This window comes from Streptomyces boninensis (assembly GCF_048572725.1).
In the GTDB taxonomy this organism is placed as follows: domain Bacteria; phylum Actinomycetota; class Actinomycetes; order Streptomycetales; family Streptomycetaceae; genus Streptomyces; species Streptomyces boninensis.
On record NZ_CP183837.1, the window covers coordinates 8836566 to 8851894 of the forward strand.

13 protein-coding genes are annotated in these 15329 nt (G+C 71.5%); all 13 read left to right on the forward strand.

Features of this window, described 5'->3' with window-relative positions:
• Position 1: 1 nt before the first annotated feature.
• The 13 genes from ACNNMR_RS39820 (at position 2) to ACNNMR_RS39880 (ending at position 15281) form a co-directional block, all read left to right on the forward strand.
• Entirely contained in the window at positions 2-1249 is a 1248-nt protein-coding gene (locus tag ACNNMR_RS39820) for an ROK family protein (protein ID WP_419999603.1), read from the forward strand.
• Positions 1250-1338: 89 nt separating this feature from the next.
• Positions 1339-1926: a helix-turn-helix domain-containing protein gene (locus tag ACNNMR_RS39825; protein WP_419999604.1), complete on the forward strand. Its 588-nt coding sequence runs from the start codon at positions 1339-1341 to the stop codon at positions 1924-1926.
• 104 nt (positions 1927-2030) lie between these two features.
• Positions 2031-3356 carry an MFS transporter gene (locus ACNNMR_RS39830; protein WP_419999605.1) on the forward strand — a complete coding sequence of 442 codons (1326 nt, stop codon included), beginning with the start codon at positions 2031-2033 and terminating at the stop codon, positions 3354-3356.
• A 13-nt stretch (positions 3357-3369) separates the two neighbouring features.
• Complete coding sequence (locus tag ACNNMR_RS39835) at positions 3370-4731, forward strand: FAD-dependent oxidoreductase (protein WP_419999606.1); 1362 nt, start codon at positions 3370-3372, stop codon at positions 4729-4731.
• On the forward strand, positions 4728-5915 hold the full coding sequence (locus ACNNMR_RS39840; RefSeq protein WP_419999607.1) for a CaiB/BaiF CoA transferase family protein: 1188 nt from the start codon (positions 4728-4730) through the stop codon (positions 5913-5915). The genes ACNNMR_RS39835 and ACNNMR_RS39840 overlap by 4 nt, the downstream gene beginning before the upstream one ends.
• Positions 5912-6703, forward strand: a complete 792-nt coding sequence (locus ACNNMR_RS39845) for an enoyl-CoA hydratase-related protein (protein ID WP_419999608.1) — start codon at positions 5912-5914, stop codon at positions 6701-6703. Before ACNNMR_RS39840 ends, ACNNMR_RS39845 begins: the two co-directional genes overlap by 4 nt.
• 11 nt (positions 6704-6714) lie before the next feature.
• Positions 6715-7623: a dihydrodipicolinate synthase family protein gene (locus ACNNMR_RS39850; RefSeq protein ID WP_419999609.1), complete on the forward strand. Its 909-nt coding sequence runs from the start codon at positions 6715-6717 to the stop codon at positions 7621-7623.
• Entirely contained in the window at positions 7623-8396 is a 774-nt protein-coding gene (locus ACNNMR_RS39855) for an SDR family oxidoreductase (RefSeq protein ID WP_419999610.1), read from the forward strand. The genes ACNNMR_RS39850 and ACNNMR_RS39855 overlap by 1 nt, the downstream gene beginning before the upstream one ends.
• A gap of 40 nt (positions 8397-8436) precedes the next feature.
• Positions 8437-9879, forward strand: a complete 1443-nt coding sequence (locus ACNNMR_RS39860; protein WP_419999611.1) for an aldehyde dehydrogenase family protein — start codon at positions 8437-8439, stop codon at positions 9877-9879.
• Positions 9880-10043: 164 nt separating this feature from the next.
• Positions 10044-11228, forward strand: coding sequence for an oxygenase MpaB family protein (locus tag ACNNMR_RS39865; protein WP_419999612.1), 1185 nt, complete (start codon positions 10044-10046; stop codon positions 11226-11228).
• On the forward strand, positions 11228-13513 hold the full coding sequence (locus ACNNMR_RS39870) for a molybdopterin cofactor-binding domain-containing protein (protein ID WP_419999613.1): 2286 nt from the start codon (positions 11228-11230) through the stop codon (positions 13511-13513). Before ACNNMR_RS39865 ends, ACNNMR_RS39870 begins: the two co-directional genes overlap by 1 nt.
• 14 nt (positions 13514-13527) lie before the next feature.
• A complete protein-coding gene (locus ACNNMR_RS39875; RefSeq protein WP_419999614.1) occupies positions 13528-14004 on the forward strand; it encodes a (2Fe-2S)-binding protein in 477 nt (158 codons plus the stop codon).
• A gap of 53 nt (positions 14005-14057) precedes the next feature.
• Positions 14058-15281, forward strand: coding sequence for an oxygenase MpaB family protein (locus ACNNMR_RS39880; RefSeq protein WP_419999615.1), 1224 nt, complete (start codon positions 14058-14060; stop codon positions 15279-15281).
• Positions 15282-15329: the final 48 nt, after the last annotated feature.

A 15329-nucleotide genomic window follows, 5' to 3' on the forward strand; every position in this document is an offset into this window, starting at 1 on the left:
TATGGTGAGTGTCAAGACTGATCACGCCGACCAGCCCCGCGACCGCGGCTCGTTGCGGCGTACCAACCTGGGCAGCGTGCTGCGCCTGCTGCGCGGCGGCCCGCGCTCCCGGGCCCGTATCGCCGCCGAGACCGGCCTGCCCAAGCCGACCGTCACCAGCCTCGTCGGCGAGTTGGTCGGCCTCGGACTGCTGCGGGAGGGGTCGGCGCAGCGGGAGGGGTCGGTCGGGCGGCCCGGCACGCTGGTCGAGCTCGACGGGCGGGACATTTGCGGCATTGGCGTGGAGATCAGCACCAGTTACGTACAGGTGCTGGCGCTCGATCTCGGCGGCGAGCCGGTCTTCGAGCGCCGTACCGAGGTGGCCGTCGCCGAGCGGGACGCGGATGAGGTCCTGGACCTGGCCGCCCACGCGATCCGTGCCTGCGGCGCCGAGCTCGGGCGCGATGGCGTACGGCCCGTGGGCATCACGCTCGCCGTGCCGGGCGTCGTGGACGTGGCGGCGGGTGTCGCCGGTTATGCGCCCGGGATCGGCTGGCGCGACGTCGCCGTCGTCGACGGGCTGCGCTCGCGGCTCGGCCGTGACGCGCCCCCGATCGCGCTCGAGAACGACGCGAAGCTGTCCGCGCTCACGGAATACCGCCTGGTCGCGGACCCGGACGTGCACGACATGGTGTGCCTGACGGGGGAGCGGGGCATCGCCGCGGGCATCATCAGCGCCGGCCGGATGGTGCGCGGTGCCACCAACTTCGCCGGCGAGGTCGGCCACATGCCCCTCGACCCGGAGCGGCGGCCGTGCGTGTGCGGCCGGGCGGGCTGCTGGGAGGCGATGGTCGGTCTCGACGCGATCATGGAGCTGGCGGCCGATCCTGGTGACGAGGTCCGTGACGCCACGCGTCCGCTGGAGGAGCGCTTCGCCCTGCTGCACCGCCGTGCGGAGCGCGGCGATGAGCGGACCCGGCGCGCGCTGGCCCGCGTAGCCGACGACCTGGGCCTCGGCATCGCCTTGCTGACGGACGTGCTCAACCCGCGAGTCGTGGTCCTCGGCGGCTACTTCACGCACATCGGCGACCTGATGCTGGAGCGCGTCCGCGAGGTCGTCCGCGGCCGGGTGATCGCGCCGGAGGCCGGCGGCTGCGAAGTGGTGCTGTCCACGCTGGGGTTCACCGCCGCCGCCCGCGGGGGCGCCTTCCTGGCGCTGGATGCCGTGTACGAGGACCCGGCCGGAAGCCACCGCTCTTCACTTTCCTGAATTTCTTCACTCCGGGGGGTTGTCTTCATTTCGCTGAAGGTCTTCACTATGGGGAGTTCGTTCGGTCAACTGAAGGCAGGTCCAAGAGCGTGAGCGAAACCCTGGGCATCGAGGCGCTGGTTGCCTCCGTCGGCCTGCAGATCAAGGCCCTGCGCAAGCAGCGCGGTCTCACGCTCGACGAGCTAAGCCGCCGCTGCGGCGTCTCCACCGGCCTGATCAGCCAGGTGGAGCGGGGGAAGGGCAACCCGTCCTTCGCGACCATGGCGCAGCTCGCCCACGGCCTCGACGTCCCCGTCGGCCGGCTCTTCCCGCTGACCGAGCAGCTCAGTCCCGTGGTACGGGCCGGCGAGCGGCGCAGCCTCGACTTTCACGGCGAGGCGGGCGACGAGGCCGACGCGAGCTACGAGTTGCTGACCCCGAGCCTCAACGGCGCGCTCGAGGCCATCTGGGTCGTGACCGAGCCAGGACACGACACGAGCAAGACGCCCTTCCGGCACACCGGCGAGGAGTTCGGCCTCGTCCTGTCCGGCACCAAGGACGTCTTCCTCGACGGCGTCCGGCACCGCCTCGGCCCGGGCGACTCCATCACGTACTCCTGCGACATCCCGCACTGGTACGCCAATCCGGGCGACGAGCCAGCCACGTCGATCTGGGTGATCACCCCACCCACCTGGTAACAACCCGCACTTCATAACCCGCACCCCGGCGAGCACGCCGCCAGGGTGCAGGTCCTGCACGGCCGGATCCCCTTCCGCCCACCCCTTCTGCGAGGTGCCTTCCCATGGCATTGCTCACCAGACGTCCCCGTGCACCACAAACTCCCATCGCGCACCGGAAGGCGCTGCTCGCGCTCGGCGGCGGCAATGCCGTCGAGTGGTTCGACTGGATGGTCTACGGGCTGCTGGCCTCGTATCTCGGCCCGCAGTTCTTCCCGACCGACAGCTCCGTGTCCTCCACCCTGGACGCGCTCGCCGTCTTCGCCGTCGGCTTCGCGGCCCGCCCGATCGGCGCCCTCGTCTTCGGCACCCTCGCCGACCTCATCGGCCGCCGCCGCATCATGCTGCTCTCCATCGGCTGCATGGTGCTGAGCACCGCCGTCATCGCGGTGCTGCCCACCCACGAGACCATCGGCGCCTGGGCCGGAGTCATCCTGGTCCTCGCCCGCATTCTGCAGGGCCTGTCCACCGGCATCGAGGCGCCGCTCAACTCCACGTACGTGGTGGAGCTGGCGCCCGAGGGGCAGACCGCCCGCTACGGCGGGATCATCAGCATCTACGTCCAGGCCGGCATCATCGCCGCCTCGCTGGTCGCCTTCCTCTCCAGCGCGGCGCTCGGCGACGACGCGATGGAGTCGTGGGGCTGGCGCATCCCGTTCGTCGTGGGCGCCGTCGGCGGTCTGGTCTTCCTGTGGCTGCGGCGGAATCTGCCGGAGACGCTCGAGGACGAGCCCACCGGCAAGGACCAGCCCACCCCCGGCAAGCCCGCCGCCTCCAAGGAGCGCACCTCGCAGGTCTGGGCCGAGGTCGGCCGCAACAAGCTCGCCCTCGTCGCCATCATCTTCGTCGTCGCCGGTGCGCAGGTCCTCAACTACACCTGGGCGACCGGCCTCCCGAACCTGGCCCGCACCTCGTACGACGAGAACCCCACCGCGGTCTTCGCGGTCAGCACCATCAGCGGCCTCTGCATCGCCGTCCTCTACCCCCTGGTCGGCCGGATCGCCGACCGCCGCCGCATCTCGCGCACCTTCCTTGCCGCCCGGCTCGCCGTCGTCCCACTGGTCTTCATCGTTCTGCTCTACCAGGCGCCCGGCATGACGATGTTCACCGTCGTGATGCTCCTCGGCGCGCCGCTGCTGGCCTTCACGATGGGCCTGTACAACACGGTGTCCGCCACCCTCATGCCGATGAGCTGCCGGGTCACCGGCGTGGGCCTCGGCTACGCGGTCGGCGTGGCGGGCTTCGGGGGCACGGCCCCGTACCTCCTCCTCTGGCTCAAGGACCACGGCGCGTCCTGGGCCTTCCCCGTCTACGTCGCGCTGCTGTGCCTGCTCAGCGTGCTGCTGTACACCCTCGCCTTCCGTCGCGGCGCCGTCCGCGTCGGGAGCTGAAAGGAGATCCACTGTGGCAGCCCCCCTCATGATTCCCCTCGACGCCGTCGAGGCGCCCGTGGTCCAGCGCGCCGACGTGGTCGTGGTCGGCGGCGGCCCGGCCGGCGTCAGCGCCGCCGTCGCCGCGGCCCGCACCGGCGCCTCGGTGACCCTGCTGGAGCGGTACGCCGCCCTCGGCGGGCTCGCCGCCGGCGGGATGGTGCTGGTCCTGGACGACATGGTCAACGGCCAGGAGGTGACGGTCACCGGCGTCGTGGACGAGTACGTGGAGCGGCTGGCGAAGCTCGGACTCGCCGTCTATCCGCCACCGGAGGACCGCTATTCGTCGGCGGAGACCTGGGCCCGCTGGGGCCGCTACGGCGCGTACGACTTCCACCAGCACACCAACCCCAAGCCGATCTGCTACGCCGTGGCCTTCGACCCCGACGGCTGGAAGCGGGTCTCCAATGACCTGGTGCGGGAGAGCGGGGTCAACCTGCGGCTGCACAGCTGGTTCTCGCGGCCGGTGGTGCAGGACGGTGCGGTGAAGGGTGTGATCGTCGAGACCAAGTCGGGTCCGCAGGCGGTGATGGGCGATGTCGTCGTGGACACGACCGGCGACATCGACGTGGCCTCCCGGGCCGGCGCCGACTTCGCCCACGACCGCTACCTCGTCACGCTCGTCTTCCGCCTCGGCGGCGTCGATACGGCGGCAGCGGAGCGCTTCGAGCAGGAGAACCCTCGCGAGGCCCGCGCGATCAACCGCAAGGTCAAGCGCATGCTCGGCGGCGCCTGGGAGCTGTGGTGGCTGAAGACCCCGGTGCCGGGGGTGGTGTGGTGCAACTGCCCGCACCTGACCGGCTTCGACGGCGTCGACCCGGCCTCCCTCACCGACGCCGAGTTCGAGGCGCGGGCGCGCATGGGGGCGGCGCTCGAGTACGTACGCCAGGAGCTGCCCGGCTTCGCCGACGCGTATCTCCTGGACGTGGCCGAGCAGATGGGCGTGCGCCAGACCCGGCTGCTGCAGGGCGAGTACGTCGTCACCAAGGAGGACGTCACCACCCGCAGGCACTTCGCCGACAGCGTCGCCCGCGGCCGCGACTACTACACCCCGTACCGCGCGCTGCTGCCACGCGGCGTCGACCAGCTGCTGGTCGCCGGGCGGCACTACTCGGCCACCCCCGACGCGCAGCGCATCTCCCGCGAGATCCCGCCGTGCATGGCGCAGGGCCAGGCCGCGGGCATCGCCGCCGCCACCGCGATCGAGCAGGGCGTGACCGTACGGGAGGTGGACCCGGCCGTCATCCAGAAGCGGATGCGCGCGCAGGGCGCCGACCCCGGCGACGTACCGGCGCCGAACGCCACCATCGACGAGCCTGCCGGAGAGGCGATATGAGCACCCCGCAGCCGCTGAGCGGCATCACCGTCGTCGACTTCACGCAGGTCTTCATGGGCCCGTCGTGCACCCAGCTGCTCGGGGATTACGGGGCCGACGTGATCAAGGTGGAGCGGCCGGGGACCGGCGACATTTCCCGTACGTCCATCCCGGACGAGGCGGGCCTCGACAACCCGATCTTCCTCTCCATCAACCGCAACAAGCGCAGCGTCGCCGTCGACACGCGTACGGACGAGGGCCGGGCCGTCGTCCACGACCTGGTGCGCGGCGCGGACGTCGTGGTCAGCAACTTCCGCGCCGGCGTCATGGAGCGCCTCGGCCTCGGCTACGACGCGGTGCGCGAGCTCAACCCGCGCGCCGTGTGGGCCTCGGGGACCGGCTTCGGCACGTCGGGCCCGTACGCGCACAAGGGCGGGCAGGACGCGATCGCGCAGGCCTACAGCGGCGTGATGTGGCGGCGGGTCTCCGACGACGAACCCCTGGCCGTCTACCCGACCACCCTCTGCGACTACATCACCGGCCAGCACCTCCTCCAGGGCGTGCTGCTGGCGCTGCTGCAGCGGGAGCAGACGGGGGAGGGGCAGCGGGTCGAGGTCAGCATGTACGACTCGATGCTGCACCTGCAGATGCAGGAGGCCTGCCAGCAGCTGATGCGCGGCAGCGAGATCAACTGGGCGGCGATGCCGCTCACCGGCGTCTTCCGCACCACCGATGGCGCGGTGTGCCTGGTCGGCGGCTTCACCAAGGATCCGCTGCGGGCGCTGAGCCTCGCCCTTGAGCTGGACGAGGACCTGGGGGAGCGGCCGGAGTTCGCCACGCTGGAGGCGCAGTTCGCGGCCCGGCCGCAGCTGCAGCGGATCTTCGCCGAGCGGCTGGCGGTCAACTCCACCGCGTACTGGATCAAGCGACTGGAGGAGCAGGACGTGCTGTGTGCCCCGGTACACAGCCTGGAGCAGGCACTCGCCGACGAACAGACCGCGGTCAACGGGATGATCCTGGAGATGGACCACCCGACCGCCGGGAAGATCCGCGCTCTCAACGCGCCCATCGGGCTCTCCGCGGGCCCCGCCACCGTCCGCCGGGTCCCGCCGCGGCTCGGCGAGCACGGCGACGAGGTGCTGGCCGAGCTCGGGTACGGGCCGGAGGAGGTCGCGGTGCTGCGCGAGAAGGGGGTGCTGCGGTGAACGCCGTCGACGAGGTGCGCTTCGAGCGGGACGGGTATGTCGCCCGGGTGACCATCGACCGGCCGCGGGTGCTCAACGCCGTGGACGCCAAGACGAACGCCCGGCTGAATGAGATCTGGGACGAGATCGAGGCCGACCGCGACATCCGCGCGGTCGTGCTGACCGGCGGCGGCGAGCGGGCGTTCTGCACCGGCGCCGACATGTCCGCGGGGGCCGTCGACAAGACCGGCCTGGAGTACTGGGCCGACCTGGATCCGAACGGCTTCGGTGGGCTGACGCTCCGCACCACCCTGGACGTCCCCGTGATCGCCCGGGTGAATGGTTACGCGCTCGGCGGCGGCATGGAGCTCGTCCTCGGCTGCGACCTCGTCATCGCCGCGCAGCATGCGCAATTCGGCCTCACCGAGCCGCGCGTCGGCCGCATCCCGCTGGACGGCGGCGTCTTCCAGCTGGTGCGCAGGCTGCCGCATCCACAGGCGATGGGGCTGCTGCTCACGGGCCGCCGGGCGCCCGCGGCGGAGCTGTCGGGTATGGGCCTGGTCAATGAGGTGGTGCCGGCGGAGGAGCTGGACGCGGCCGTAGAGCGCTGGCTGGACTCCGTGCTGGCCTGCGCGCCAACCTCATTGCGGGCCATCAAGCAGATGGCCCGCGCCTCGGACGGCCTCACCCCGCGCCAGGCCCATGCCCTGCGCACCCCGGCCCTCGTCGCGGCCCTCGACAGCGAGGACGCCGTGGAAGGGGTGCGCGCCTTCCAGGACAAGCGCAGGCCCGAGTGGCCCGGACGCTGAAAGGAACCCACGTGTCTGCAGAACAACTCGCCCCGGGAGTCTGGGGCGTCGTCGCCACCCCCTTCCTGGGCAGCTCCCTCGATGTCGACGAGACCGGCCTGGCCCGGCTGGCCGAGCATTACGAGCGGATCGGCGCCACCGGGCTCACCGTCCTCGGCGTCTTCGGCGAGGCGGTACGGCTCTCCAGTGAGGAGCGCCGCACGGTGCTGGAGGTCGTCGCCGATGCCGTCGACCTGCCGCTCGTCGCGGGGGTGACCGGCCTGGCCACCGCGCCCGTCATCGAGGAGGCGGAGCTGGTCACCGACGCGCTCGGCGACCGCCTCGCCGCGCTCATGGTGCAGGTCAACTCGCCCGACCCGCACGTCCTCACCGACCACCTGACCGCCGTGCACGCGGCCTCGGGCGCGCCGATCGTCGTCCAGGACTACCCGGAGACCAGCAAGGTCACCATCCGCACCCCCGATCTCGTACGGGCCCTGCGGGCAACCCCGGGCGTCGCCGCCGTCAAGGCGGAGGCGCCGCCCACCCCGCCGGCCGTCGCCGCGCTCACCGGCGCGCTCGACGTGCCCGTCTTCGGCGGCCTCGGCGGGCTCGGGCTGATCGACGAGCTGGCGTGCGGGGCGGCCGGGGCGATGACCGGGTTCTCGTGCCCCGAGGGCCTGATCGCGTGCGTGGAGGCCTGGGAGAAGGGCGGTTACGAGGCGGCGCGGGAGGCGTATCTGCCGTATCTGCCGCTGGTCAACTTCGAGGCGCAGGCGGGCATCGGGCTCGCGGTGCGCAAGGAGGCGATCCGGCGCCGCGGCCTCATCATGGAGTCCCATGTGCGGCCACCCGCCCGCTCGCTGCCGGACGCGCTGACCCCGCAGCTGGAGCGGCATCTCGCCGCCACGCCGGGCGCGCTGCTGCGGGAGGTGCGCTGATGGATCTCGGCATTCGCGGGCGTACGGCCCTGGTCGCCGCCTCCACCAGCGGCCTCGGCCGCGCCGTCGCCGAAGCCCTCGCGGCCGAGGGCGCCCGGGTCGTGGTGGCCGGGCGGCGCGGCGGGCTCGCGCGGGAGATCGCGGCTGGGCTGCCGGAGGCGGTCGGCGTCGAGGTCGACCTGACGGCGGCGGACGGGCCCGAGCGGCTGGTGGCGGCGGCTCGGGAGGCATACGGCGATCCGGACATCCTCGTGCTCAACGGGCCCGGGCCCAAGCCTGGCCAGGCGGCGGCTTTGGCCACCGACGCGCTCGCCGACGGCCTCGGCCCGCTGCTGCTCGCGCAGCAGCGGCTCGTCGCGGCCACGCTGCCCGGGATGCGCGAGCGCGGCTGGGGGCGGATCCTCGCGGTCGGCTCCAGTGGCGTCGCGGCGCCGCTGCCCGACCTGGCCGCGTCCAACGCCGGACGGGCCGCGCTGGCCGCGTACTTGAAGACCCTCGCCGCCGAGGTAGCGGGCGACGGCGTCACCGTCAATCTGCTGCTCCCGGGCCGCATCGCCACCGACCGGGTCGCCGCCCTCGACCGGGCGCGGGCGGAGCGGCATGGCCGTACGCCCGAGGAGGAGGCCGCGGCGTCGCGGGCGACGATTCCGGCGGGGCGGTACGGCGAGCCGGCCGAGTTCGGGGCGGTGGCGGCGTTCCTGTGCTCCGCGGGCGCCTCGTACGTCACCGGGACGGCGCTGCGCTGCGACGGCGGCCTGGTGCGGGCGCTGTGACGCGAGAGACCACCTCAATGAGTTCAGTAAGGAAGCAGGCATGAGCACTCCCACCCCCGCCCGCATCGGCAACCTCATCGCCGGAGAGCGGCTGCCGGGCGACGACGTCGAGCGCCGCAATCCCGCCGACCCGTCCGAGGTCGTCGCCGTAACCCCCGCCTCCGGCGCCGACGCCGCGACCGCCGCCGTCGAGGCCGCCGTCGAGGCGCAGCGCGGCTGGGCCGCCAAGCCCGCGCCCGCGCGCGGCGCCGTGCTGCTGGACGCCGCCGAGAAGCTGCGCGCCCGGCACGCCGCCGTCGCCCGCGATCTCGTGCGCGAGGAGGGCAAGACATACGCCGAGGCCTTCGGCGAAGTGCGCCGCGCCATCGACGTGCTGCGCTACTTCGGCGCGGCCGGCTGGCGGTCCGGCGGCGAGACGCTGCCCAGCGCGCAGCCGGACACCCAGGTCTACACCCGCCGCGAGCCCCTCGGCGTCGCAGGGGTGATCACCCCCTGGAACTTCCCCATCGCCATCCCGGCCTGGAAGATCGCCCCCGCCCTGATCAGCGGCAACGCCGTCGTCCTGAAGCCTGCCGAGCTCACCCCGCTCTCCGCCCGCCACCTCACGGACGCGCTCACGGAGGCGGGCCTCCCGGCCGGGGTGCTGAACGTCGTACACGGCCGCGGCGCGGTGGTGGGCCCCGCCCTCACTGCAGATGAGCGGGTCGCGGCGGTCTCCTTCACCGGCTCGACCGCCGTAGGCAAGGGCATCGAGCGCGCCCTGCACGAGCGGCGCGGCCGCGTCCAGGTCGAGATGGGCGGCAAGAACGCGCTCGTCGTCCTCGACGACGCGGACCCGGAGCAGGCGGCCCGTATCGCCGCCGCCGGCGGCTTCGCCCTCACCGGGCAGGCCTGCACCGCCTCCTCGCGCGTGATCTGCACGCCTGGCATCCATGACGCCTTCGTGGCCGCGCTGCTGAAGGAGGCCGCGCGCTACCGGCCGGGGAACGGCCTCGCCGAAGGCACCCTCATGGGCCCGGTCGTCAGCGAGGCCCAGCTCGCCACCGACCTCGACGCCCTCCGCCGCGCGGAAGCGGACGGCGCGACGCTCGCCACCGGCGCGGCCGAGGCGGACGGCCAGTACCTCGCGCCCGCCGTCCTCACCGACGTCCGCCCCGACCACTCCGCCGCCCGCGACGAGATCTTCGGCCCGGTGATAGCGGTGCTGCGGGCCGACGACCTGGACGCGGCCATCGACCAGGTCAACGACTCCCGCTACGGCCTCGCCGCCGCCATCTGCACCCGCGACCTGGCCGCCGCCCACCACTTCGCCGCCCGCGCCCACGCCGGCGTCATCAAGGTCAACCGGCCCACCACGGGCCTCGACCTCAACGTCCCGTTCGGCGGCGTCAAGGACTCCTCCAGCAACACCTTCCGCGAGCAGGGCGCGAGCGCGGTGGACTTCTACACGTGGTCGAAGTCGGTCTACATGGGCTGGGACTGACCCCGCCTACGCCCCGCCGCCGTCCCCGGATCCGCCAACTTCCTTCACTGCGCGACCTCTTGGCACGCTCCTTGCGCCGTGCTACTTCTGATACGCCTTAGCAGTTCTTGTTTCAACGTATCAGCAAGGTGCACTCCCGTCCCCCAGCAAGGAGGCGCGCAGAAATGGACAAGCCGAGCAGGCGCAGAGTGCTGAAGGCGGGCGGTGCGCTCGGCGCCGTCGGCGCGCTGGCCGTCGCGCTGCCCGCCCAGGCGCGGGCGGCGGCGGCCGACCCGCGGTGGGTGTGGGACGACGAGGCGGACCCGCTCGTCGCGGCGCTGCTCGACCGGGGGGACGTACCCAAGGTCAATGAGCTGCTGTGGGACTGGAAGCGCAACGACCAGCCGCTGCCGGACGGACTCCCCGCCGACCTGCGGGACTTCATGGAGAAGGCGCGCAAGCTGCCGTCGTGGGCGGAGCGGGGGAAGCTGGAGACGGCGGCCGAGTTCAACAAGACGCGGGGGCTGTACCTCAATCTCCTCAACGGCGTCGGCGGCGGCATGCTCAGCACCGCCATCCCCAAGGAGGCGCAGGCCGTCTACTACTCCAAGGGCGGCGCCGACATGGAGGACCGGGTCGCCAAGACCAGCCTCCTCGGCTTCTCCGTCGGCCACCCGGTCGCGTACCGGCCAGAGGGCGACTGCATCGTCAATGCGGTGAAGACGCGGCTGGTGCATGCGGCCGTACGGCACCTCCTGCAGCAGTCGCCGCACTGGCCCGACGAGATCCCGATCAGCCAGAACGACATGCTCGTCACCTGGCACACCCTCCCCACCTTCGCCATGCGCCGGATGCGCGACTGGGAGATCGAGATCCCGGACGCGGACGCGGAGGCGTATCTGCATGTGTGGCAGGTGACCGCGCATCTGCTCGGCATCCGGGACGAGTTCATCCCGGACACGTGGGCCGCGGCCAACGCCCAGTCCGACCAGGTGCTGCCGCCCGCCATGGGGCCGACGCGCGAGGGCGTCGAGCTGACCGACATCCTGCTCGGGCAGCTCGCCGACCAGACCAGCCTCGGTACGGGCATCAGCCGGCCGCTCTGCAACGCCCTCGCCCGCATGCTCGTCGGCAAGAAGGTCGCCGACTGGGACCGGATCCCGCGCGAGCCGCTCTGGGATCCGGCGGTCCAGGCCGCCTGGCCGCTGCTGGTGAAGTTCCGCGAGGGGCTGATCCCGCGGCCGCTGGTGCCGGAGGCCGCGTGGCTGATCGATGAGGCGGCCCGGCAATACATCCTCTTTTACCTGACCAAGGGCAAGGAGACGAAGATCGAGATCCCGACGATGAACCGCCCGGAGCGTGCCGCCTGATGGGAAAGTCACAGGGATTCGACCGGCGTCGCTTCCTCGGCTACGTGCTGGCCGCCCCCACGCTGGTGGCCGCCGCCGAGCTCGCCCCCGGCGCGCGTAAGGCGGCCGGCGAGGGCATCCCGTCGCCGGAGATCACCGAGATCCTCGACCTCAACGACATGATGACCGTCGCCGCGCTGCCCACCTCCGCGCTGATCACGGTGGAGGTCGCCAAGGACGGCACGGTCTCCTTCGCACTGCCGCGGGCCGAGGTGGGGCAGGGCATCACCACGTCGACGGCGATGCTGATCGCCGAGGAGCTGTCGGTGCCCGTCGAGCGGGTACGGATCACGCTGGCCGACGCGCGGTCGGAGCTGCTCTTCAACCAGCTCACGGGTGGCTCGAATACGACGATCTCCACGTACACGCCGATCCGGGTCGCCGCTGCGATCGCCCGGCAGCGGCTGCTGGGGGCGGCGGCGATGGAGCTCGGCGCCACGGCTGGCGAGATGCGGCTGAAGGACGGCATGATCACGGCCCCGTCCGGCGCCCGCCTCTCGATCGGCGACGTCGCCGAGAAGGCCGCAAGCGACCGGAACCGCGAGGTCTCCGTCGAGCTCACCAAGCGCGCGGACTTCGCCGTCATCGGAAAGCCGCAGAACCGGATCGACGCGCGGGCGGCGGTGACCGGGCGCAAGAAGTTCGCGATGGACCTGGATGTGGCCGACGCCAAGCCGACCATGGTGTGCCGCCCGCCGACCCTGAACGGCAAGGTCGGCTCGGTCGCCAACACCGCCGCGGTGCTCGCCATGCCGGGCGTCACCGACGTCGCCGTCATCGACACCGGGGTCGCGGTGCGCGCCGCCACCTTCGGGCAGTGCATCGATGCCGTACGGACCCTGGAGGTGAGCTGGAAGCCGGGCACGGCGGCGGGGAAGTCGGACGATTCCGTACTGAAGGAGCTGGCGGGGGCGGAGATCCCGCTCGGGCCGAAGCCGCCGCTGGTGCAGTCCGTGGAGGAGAAGTTCACCTTCTACTTCCGCAGCAACAGCGCGCTCGAGACCAACTGCGCTGTCGCCGATGTGCGGGACGGCAGCGCGGAGATCTGGGCGTCCCTGAAGTCCCCGATCGTCGCCAAGCAGTCCATCGCCGCCAAGCTCGGCCTGCCGCAGAGCAAGGTGAAGGTGCATGTCACCGAGGGCGGCGGCTCGTTCGGCCGCAAGCTCTTCTTCGACGCGGCGCTGGAGGCCGCCGAGGCGTCGCAGAAGATGGGCAAGCCGGTCAAGCTGATGTGGCACCGCGCGGACGACTCGCGGCAGGGTCGGGCGCACCCGATGGCGACCTCCCGGATCCGGGCCACGTACGCGGCCGGGAAGGTGCTCAGCTTCCGCCAGCGGCACACGTCCGTGGCCACCGACCTGGGCCACGGCCTCGGCGAGATCATCACGGCGATGGCAGCGAAGCTGCCGGTCGGCGACATCGGCTTCGCGGAGACCTTCTTCCAGCTCAGCCAGACGATGTCGTACGACTTCGGGGCGTACAGCCGACTGCTCAACGAGACCGACAAGGGCTTCAACACGGGCAGCATGCGCAACGTCTACTCGCCCGACGTCACCTGCGCCCGCGAGCTCATCGTCGACCGGCTCGCGGCGAAGATGGACAAGGACCCGTACCGCTTCCGGCAGGAATTCCTGCGCAACGACCGCTCGCGGGCGGTGCTCGACAAGGTCGCGGAGGTGGGGGAGTGGGGGCGGTCGATGCCTGACGGTACGGCCCAGGGGATCGCCTTCCACGCCGAGTACAAGTCGGTCAGCGCGGCGCTGGTGGAGATCGACTGCCGACCGGAGACGGTGAACCGGAAGATCCGGGACGGCGTGGGCGGGCCGCGCATCACCAAGGCGGTCTTCGCCGTGGATGTGGGGCTCGCGGTCAACCCGCGCGGTCTTGAGGCCCAGATGATGGGCGGGATCATGGACGGCATCGCGCTCGCGCTGACGTCCAGCCTGCATCTGAAGGACGGGTATTTCCTCGAGGCCAGCTGGGACAACTACTTCTACACCCGGCAGTGGAATGTCCCGCCCGAGCTGAAGATCATCGTGATGCCGGATACGTCGGATGAGCCGGGCGGCGCGGGCGAGCTGGCGGTGGCCGCGTCCGTGTCGGCGGTGGCGTGCGCGTACGGGAGGGCGATGGGGACGATGCCGACGCGCTTCCCGATCAACCACGACGAGCTGTCCTTTACGCCGAAGCCGACGATCCCGCCCATCCCGCAATCCCCCACCGACGGCCTGGGCGACGCCCGCTGAGACAGGAGCCATACGTGCCTGAGCACACCTTCCGCGTCAACGGCGAGCAGGTCACCGTCGACGTCGCCGACGACGTGCGCCTGCTGTGGGTGCTGCGCGACATCCTCGGGATCACCGGACCGAAGTACGGCTGCGGCATCAACGTCTGTAAGGCGTGCACCAGCCATGTGAACGGCCGCGCCGTGCGCCCCTGCTCGGTCCCCGTATCGGCGCTCGACCCGGGCGACGAGGTCACCACCATCGAGGGCCTCGCCGACACGGTCGACGAGGAACTGCACCCCATGCAGCAGGCCTGGCTCGACCACGACGTCGTGCAGTGCGGCTACTGCCAGCCGGGTCAGATCATGGCGGCCGTCGACCTGGTGAAGCGGGTAACCGCGGAGGGGCGTGAGATCACGGACGCGGATCTCGACGGGATCCGCAACATCTGCCGGTGCGGCACGTACAGCCGGATCCGGGAGGCGATCAGGACGGGCGCGAAGAAGATGTGAGCTTGGTACGCGGACGCGAGATGTGTTTCACCGTATCTGGAGGTGTACCGCACATGGAGAATCCGAGCAGACGCAAGCTGTTAATGGCGGGCGGGGCGTTGGGAGCGATCGGCGCGGTGTCGGCCGCAGCGCCGGCGTACGCCCGTACGCCGTGGACGTGGTCGCCCAAGGGGTCGGTGGCCGGTGCGGGGGCGGGGGCGGACCCGCGGTGGGTGTGGGACCCGGAGGCCGACCAGCTGGTCGCGGGGCTGCTCGACCGCGGCGAGGTGCCCAAGGTGAACTCGCTGCTGCGGACCTGGAAGAAGAACGGCCAGGCACTGCCGGACGGACTGCCCGCCGAACTGCGCGACTTCATGGAGGAGGCGCGCAAGATGCCCTCCTGGGTGGACCAGGGCAAGCTGGCGAAGGCGGTCGACTTCAACGAGAAGCGCGGGCTGTACCTCGGAGTGCTGTACGGGCTGGCCAGCGGGATGATGAGCACGGTCATCCCCAAGGAGGCGCGGGCGGTCTACTACTCCAAGGGTGGTGCGGACATGAAGGACCGCATCTCCAAGACCGCGAAGCTCGGGTACGACATCGGCTCCCGGAACGCGTATCAGCCGGACGGCGAGATGGTCGTGACGGCCGTGAAGACGCGGCTGGTGCACGCTGCCGTACGGCATCTGCTGCCCCAGTCGCCGGCCTGGGACAAGGTCGCCGACGAGGAGATCCCGATCAGCCAGCGCGACATCATGGTCACCTGGCACAGCCTGCCGACGACCGTGATGCGCAAGCTGCGGGAGTGGAAGGTGCCGATACCGGCGGACGAGTCGGCGGCATTCCTGCACTCGTGGCAGCTGGGGGCGCATCTGCTCGGGGTCAAGGACGAGTACATCCCGGCGTCTTGGGACGAGGCGGAGGCGCAGGGGAAGCAGGTGCTGGATCCGGTGCTGGCGCCTACGGAGGAGGGGATCAAGCTCGCCGACATCCTGCTGAATCTGGGCTCCGAGGTGGATGGGGGGCTGGTCGGGGAGGATGTACTGGGGGCTTTCACGCGCTACATGCTCGGGGACAAGATCGCGCAGTGGCTGCATATTGAGCGGGAGCCGCTGTGGGATCCGCTGCTGCGGGTGAGCTGGAAGCCGTTCGTCGCGATACGGGAGGGGCTGCTGCCGCTGCCTGGGGCGTCGGATGTGTACTGGACGTTCGATGAGTTCCTGCGGAAGGCGGCGCTGCTGTTCTTGTCGGAGGCGCGGCCGATCAGCATTGAGATTCCGGTGGGGAACCGGCCTTCCTGACGGGCTGAGCACGTTTTCCACAGGCTCTGTCGTCACGGCGTCACCCTG

What these genes read in the sequence shown, in the direction of transcription:
- ACNNMR_RS39820 (WP_419999603.1), top strand. Translation starts at nt 2, where the DNA reads ATGGTGAGTGTCAAGACTGATCACGCCGACCAGCCCCGCGACCGCGGC.
- ACNNMR_RS39830 (WP_419999605.1), top strand. Translation starts at nt 2,031, where the DNA reads ATGGCATTGCTCACCAGACGTCCCCGTGCACCACAAACTCCCATCGCG.
- ACNNMR_RS39840 (WP_419999607.1), top strand. Translation starts at nt 4,728, where the DNA reads ATGAGCACCCCGCAGCCGCTGAGCGGCATCACCGTCGTCGACTTCACG.
- ACNNMR_RS39855 (WP_419999610.1), top strand. Translation starts at nt 7,623, where the DNA reads ATGGATCTCGGCATTCGCGGGCGTACGGCCCTGGTCGCCGCCTCCACC.
- ACNNMR_RS39860 (WP_419999611.1), top strand. Translation starts at nt 8,437, where the DNA reads ATGAGCACTCCCACCCCCGCCCGCATCGGCAACCTCATCGCCGGAGAG.
- ACNNMR_RS39865 (WP_419999612.1), top strand. Translation starts at nt 10,044, where the DNA reads ATGGACAAGCCGAGCAGGCGCAGAGTGCTGAAGGCGGGCGGTGCGCTC.
- ACNNMR_RS39870 (WP_419999613.1), top strand. Translation starts at nt 11,228, where the DNA reads ATGGGAAAGTCACAGGGATTCGACCGGCGTCGCTTCCTCGGCTACGTG.
- ACNNMR_RS39880 (WP_419999615.1), top strand. Translation starts at nt 14,058, where the DNA reads ATGGAGAATCCGAGCAGACGCAAGCTGTTAATGGCGGGCGGGGCGTTG.